Raw genomic sequence first — 5,017 nt, forward strand, 5'->3', positions numbered from 1 at the left:
TGACAAGTCGGCACTTAAGTCTAAATCAAAATTTAACGGGAGGGTAGCCGCTCAATGTGAGTAGGTATTGTTATTTTTTCAATAACCAACGAAAGTGCCAAAGGCCAAAGCTGGCAATTAATATTATTAACTGTGTATTTTGGTATGATTGGCGCGGTTGTCAGCTTATTACAACGTCTTGAACAAGCCTCCAATACCGCCACCAACTTTACCGATTCGACGACTAATTCAACCGATATTTACCACGGTATGTCGAGTTTCTACATTATCTCCTTGGTGGTTAGTGGTGCGGTATTTTCGGTACTGGTGTATTTATTGGCACGCTCTCAACTGATTAATGTGCTCGATTTACTGCCCAAACCCGACCCCGAACTGTGCAAAGTTACCCCTAATACCATAGAAAAATTTCTTTGTGACCCCTACGATTCGGCACAAACGGCCAAATTGCTTATTTTGTGTTTTATCTCTGGCTTTGCAGAGCGTTTTGTTCCCGACGTGCTGGATAGTTTAATCAAAAGAGCAAAAACATAACTGATTGTAATGGGTTGTTACCCGCTGATTTATTACCGTAAAACTAATAGACAGTACAGAATCACCACCACATAAACTATAATTCTACAAACACTTTACATCCCAACCAGTCAACAGGCCTGTTGGCTATCTATACTTAATAGCACTAAAAAGGAACCGCATGACACATCAAGTCATTGATGCACAAATTACGCCCCAAGGTCGTCTGGATGTTTTATCAAAAGCTGAAGTCAGTAAATTATTGGATACCAGCCAAGGTGGTTTGTACCAAATATTTCGTAATTGTTCATTGGCGGTATTAAACTGTGGCAGCACCACCGATAACGGTAAAGAACTACTGGAACGTTATCAATCATTTGATATTCGTGTCGTACAAGAACAACGCGGTATTAAACTGGACGTTATCAACGCACCGGCACACGCTTTTGTCGATGGTAAGATGATTAAAGGTATTAACGAGCATTTATTTGCCGTGCTACGTGACATTATCTATATCAGTGATGAAATCAACGATAACCCGCGCTTTGACATGGCAACCAGCGCTGGCATTACCGATGCGGTTTTTCATATCTTGCGTAATGCCAATATTTTGCACAGTATGGTTAATCCTAATTTAGTGGTGTGCTGGGGTGGGCATTCCATTAATCGAACCGAATACGAATACACTAAACTCGTTGGCCATGAAATGGGCTTGCGTGATTTGAATATTTGTACCGGCTGCGGCCCTGGCGCGATGAAAGGTCCGATGAAAGGCGCGGCGATAGGCCATGCTAAACAACGTATCAAAGACGGTCAATACATCGGCATTACTGAACCTGGCATTATTGCTGCAGAATCGCCCAATCCAATTGTTAATCAATTGGTTATTTTACCTGACATTGAAAAACGCCTGGAAGCCTTTATACGCACAGGACACGGTATTGTGGTGTTTCCTGGTGGTGCGGGCACAGCAGAAGAAATTTTATACATTCTCGGCGTATTACTACACCCTGATAACGATGCAATGCCCTTCCCTTTACTATTTTCAGGCCCCGCCAGTTCCGCCAGTTACTTTGAAGAAATTGATCATTTTATTGGTGCTACGCTGGGTAAAAAAGCCCAGCAACGTTACCGTATTATTATTGATGATCCCGTACAAGTGGCTCAAGCGATGCAAGATGGTATCGCAGAAGTACGGCAATTTAGAAAGCACAACGGCGATGCGTATTATTTTAACTGGCTGTTAAAAATTGATACTGTATTTCAGCAACCGTTTATACCAACCCACGAAAATATGCGTAATCTTGCCCTACACAAAAATCAAGAAGCCCATATGTTGGCGGCCAATTTACGGCGTGCGTTTTCTGGCATAGTAGCAGGCAATGTTAAAGACACTGGCATTAGAGCCATTGAGCAATACGGCCACTTTGAAATACACGGCGATAAAGACATTATGTTGCTCATGGATGCTTTATTAGCGTCTTTTGTTAGCCAGCATCGTATGAAATTGCCCGGTAAAAAATACATTCCGTGTTATCAAGTATTGACATAATCTAGCCAAAGTTAGCATTTTGCCATTTTGATTCATCTTGCATTCAGTATTGCTCACGTATAGTGAATGCAAAATTAAAATACTGAGGAGACGCGTATGAACAAAATACTGATCAGCATAGCCACTTTGGCATCTTTGTCCGGTTGTGTAGGTTATACGCAAAGCTATCCCAGTAACACAGGTTACAACGGCAATTATGGTAACTATGGCAATACGGGTAATTACGGTGGCTATGGTGGTTACGGCGCTGGCTCTGGCGGTTACGGTGGCTACGGTGGCTACGGTAATTATAATAATCAAGGCAATGTCGATCGTTATGGTGGTTATCGCAATCACCCCTCGCATAATCAGCGCAACAATAACAATGGTTACAATGGTTATAACAGACCTTATCAGCAACAACAGCATAACAATAACCACTCTTTCGGCACGCAGCAAACTTATCCCCAACAGCAATCGTGGGGCAACAATAACTCGCGCACTAATAATTGGTCAAATACTGCCGATGAACAAATACGGCTACGCCAAGAAACCGAAGAAAATCAACGCCAAGAACATGCCACCCACGAGCGAATAAGGCAAGAGCAAGCTTTTTCAGCGCAACGGCAACAACAGCAACAACAAGAAAATCAAAATCGCCAACGGCAAGAACAAGAGCTTGCTGCACAGCAACAGCAAGAATCGCAAAACCGTCAAAGACAAGAGCAAGAAGTCCAATCACGTCAAAGGCAACAAGAAGCACTGTCTTATCAACAGCAAGAAACACAACAACGTCAAAGACAAGAACAAGACGACAGCGCATCGCAACAACGATCAAGGCAAACAATCGACACAGGTAACCCAAGACAATCCAATGATGGCGGCCTTGGAGGAGGACGGCGGCGCAGAGAAGAATAAAACCGAGCCAGTACGTTAAATAATCACTTACAGCGTTTTCACAGTTCAATAGTTACAGCGTAACCGTTTGCACTGAGCTTGTCGAAGTGTGCCGTTCATGCTTCGACAAGCTCAGCACGAACGGTGGCTGTAACTGTCCTAAGTTGAAAACGCTGTATTTAATACGTGACACTCACCTGGGTATGGCACGGAAAAAACCAGGCATTAAGACGCGTGGCCTACAATACATCACAATTAACAAGATCAGTTTTCATATTTGCAGCTTCGATAAACAGGCAAAAAAAAGCCCTGGTCGAAATCGACCAAGGCTCTAATTTATCGGTACTGCTAAAAGCTAACGGTTTTTATTTGTTGCTTGGTAAAGCGAACACAGAGAATACACCGCCCGCTTTGGTTAATTTACCCAAGCTAGCATAAGCGCCCGCTGCACCCAAGGCTTCTTGAGTTTTCATCAACAAGGCTTTTTCAAGTTCAGCTTTTTTGGCTGGATCAGTTTCGCCAGCAATTTTTTCTTGCATAGCCGCAATGACTTTATCGCCGTCGGTTGCCACAACTGCACCCGCCCAACCGCCGATACCGGACAGTACGCCTACGTATTGATGGCCTTCGAAGCTCCAAGTATTTACGTTGCCGATAATGCCAGATGGGGTTTTGAATTTATACAATTCTTTACCGGTTTTAGCATCAACCGCTTTCAGGTAGCCTTCTAATGTACCGTAGAAAACCACGCCGCCCGCTGTAGCAACAGAACCAGACCAAACTGAGAACGGTTCTTTAACAGACCAGGCGATTTTACCGGTTTTAGAATCCCACGCCGTAAATTGACCTAAGTTAGACGTGCCGTCTGGTGCGCCAGTCAATACGTCTTTACCCGCTGGCATCATGTCCAGTGTAGCACCTACGTAAGGTTGACCTGCTGTATAGTCAACAGCAAACGGTTCGTAGTTCATACACAAGTGATTACCTGAGATATAAACTAAGCCAGTTTGTGGTGAGTAAGATACTGGCTGTTGGTTTTTGCTGCCTAAAGCCGCTGGGCAAATGTCTTCAGATTTAACATCTTCGCCATTTTGCTCAGTACTGTATTTAGACACAACTTGTGGACGACCTGACTTCATATCAACATGGCTAGCCCAGTTGACAGATTTGTCGAATTTTTCAGCGATTAACAATTCGCCTGTTTCACGATCCAAGGTATAGCCAAAACCGTTACGGTCGAAATGCACGATGGTTTTGTGCATTTTGCCATTCACTTCTTGGTCGATTAATGGTACTTCGTTGATACCGTCAAAATCCCATTCGTCATGTGGGGTCATTTGATAAACCCATTTCACAGCACCGGTGTCAGCGTCACGCGCCCATAAGGACATAGACCACTTGTTGTCACCAGGACGTTGGGTTGGGTTCCAGGTAGAAGGGTTGCCTGAGCCGTAATACACCAGGTTTAATTTAGGGTCGTAAGAATACCAGCCCCAGGTTGTACCGCCACCGATTTTCCACTGGTCGCCTTTCCAGGTTTTTAAGCTGGAATTTTCGCCAACTGGGGTGACTTTGCCATCTTCCCAGGTTGTGGTTTTAGCAGGGTCGATCAGAGTGTCTGAATCAGGTCCCATGCTGTAGCCTTTCCAAGCCAGCTTGCCGGTTTTCATGTTGTAAGCAGCCATAAAGCCGCGTACACCAAATTCACCGCCGGAAATACCGGTTAAAACGTTATCTTTAACAACCAAAGGCGCGTTGGTGTTGGTCATACCCAATTTTGGATCGCCGTTTTGTACGCTCCAGACGCGTTTACCGGTTTTGGCATCCAAAGCGGTTAACACAGTATTAGATTGTTGCAAGAAGATTTTGCCATCGCCGTAAGCCAAACCACGGTTAACCGTGTCGCAGCACATAACAGGGATGGTTACGTCAGCGTCTTGTACGGGGGTGAATTCCCATAAAATGGCTTGAGTTTTTTGGTCAATCGCGAAAACAGTATTCGGGAACGGTGTGTGGATGTAGATAACACCGTCAATGGCCAAAGGACCACCTTCGTGACCACGCAATACGCCAGTAGAA

The 5,017-nt window shown here is 44.4% G+C and carries 3 protein-coding genes and 1 pseudogene; 3 read left to right on the plus strand and 1 reads right to left on the minus strand.

What is annotated here, in order from left to right; translation table 11 throughout:
- Window positions 1-144: 144 nt before the first annotated feature.
- From CRENPOLYSF2_RS08315 to CRENPOLYSF2_RS08325, 3 genes are all read left to right on the plus strand, one after another.
- Window positions 145-531: a hypothetical protein gene (locus tag CRENPOLYSF2_RS08315; protein ID WP_087143493.1), complete on the plus strand. Its 387-nt coding sequence runs from the start codon at window positions 145-147 to the stop codon at window positions 529-531.
- A gap of 160 nt (window positions 532-691) precedes the next feature.
- Window positions 692-2,062 carry a nucleotide 5'-monophosphate nucleosidase PpnN gene (gene ppnN / locus CRENPOLYSF2_RS08320; RefSeq protein WP_087143494.1) on the plus strand — a complete coding sequence of 457 codons (1,371 nt, stop codon included), beginning with the start codon at window positions 692-694 and terminating at the stop codon, window positions 2,060-2,062.
- Window positions 2,063-2,158: 96 nt separating this feature from the next.
- Complete coding sequence (locus tag CRENPOLYSF2_RS08325; protein ID WP_087143495.1) at window positions 2,159-2,959, plus strand: hypothetical protein; 801 nt, start codon at window positions 2,159-2,161, stop codon at window positions 2,957-2,959.
- Between the two features lie 344 nt (window positions 2,960-3,303).
- Here CRENPOLYSF2_RS08325 and CRENPOLYSF2_RS08330 read toward each other — a convergent pair.
- Window positions 3,304-5,017: pseudogene (locus CRENPOLYSF2_RS08330) on the minus strand (PQQ-dependent dehydrogenase, methanol/ethanol family); the annotation flags it as partial.

Origin of the sequence: Crenothrix polyspora, assembly GCF_900163755.1 — a bacterium.
Taxonomy (GTDB): domain Bacteria; phylum Pseudomonadota; class Gammaproteobacteria; order Methylococcales; family Methylomonadaceae; genus Crenothrix; species Crenothrix polyspora.

Bases quoted from the DNA above. Each gene is read 5' to 3' on its own strand.
- CRENPOLYSF2_RS08315 (WP_087143493.1), top strand. From the start codon at position 145: ATGATTGGCGCGGTTGTCAGCTTATTACAACGTCTTGAACAAGCCTCC.
- ppnN (WP_087143494.1), top strand. From the start codon at position 692: ATGACACATCAAGTCATTGATGCACAAATTACGCCCCAAGGTCGTCTG.
- CRENPOLYSF2_RS08325 (WP_087143495.1), top strand. From the start codon at position 2,159: ATGAACAAAATACTGATCAGCATAGCCACTTTGGCATCTTTGTCCGGT.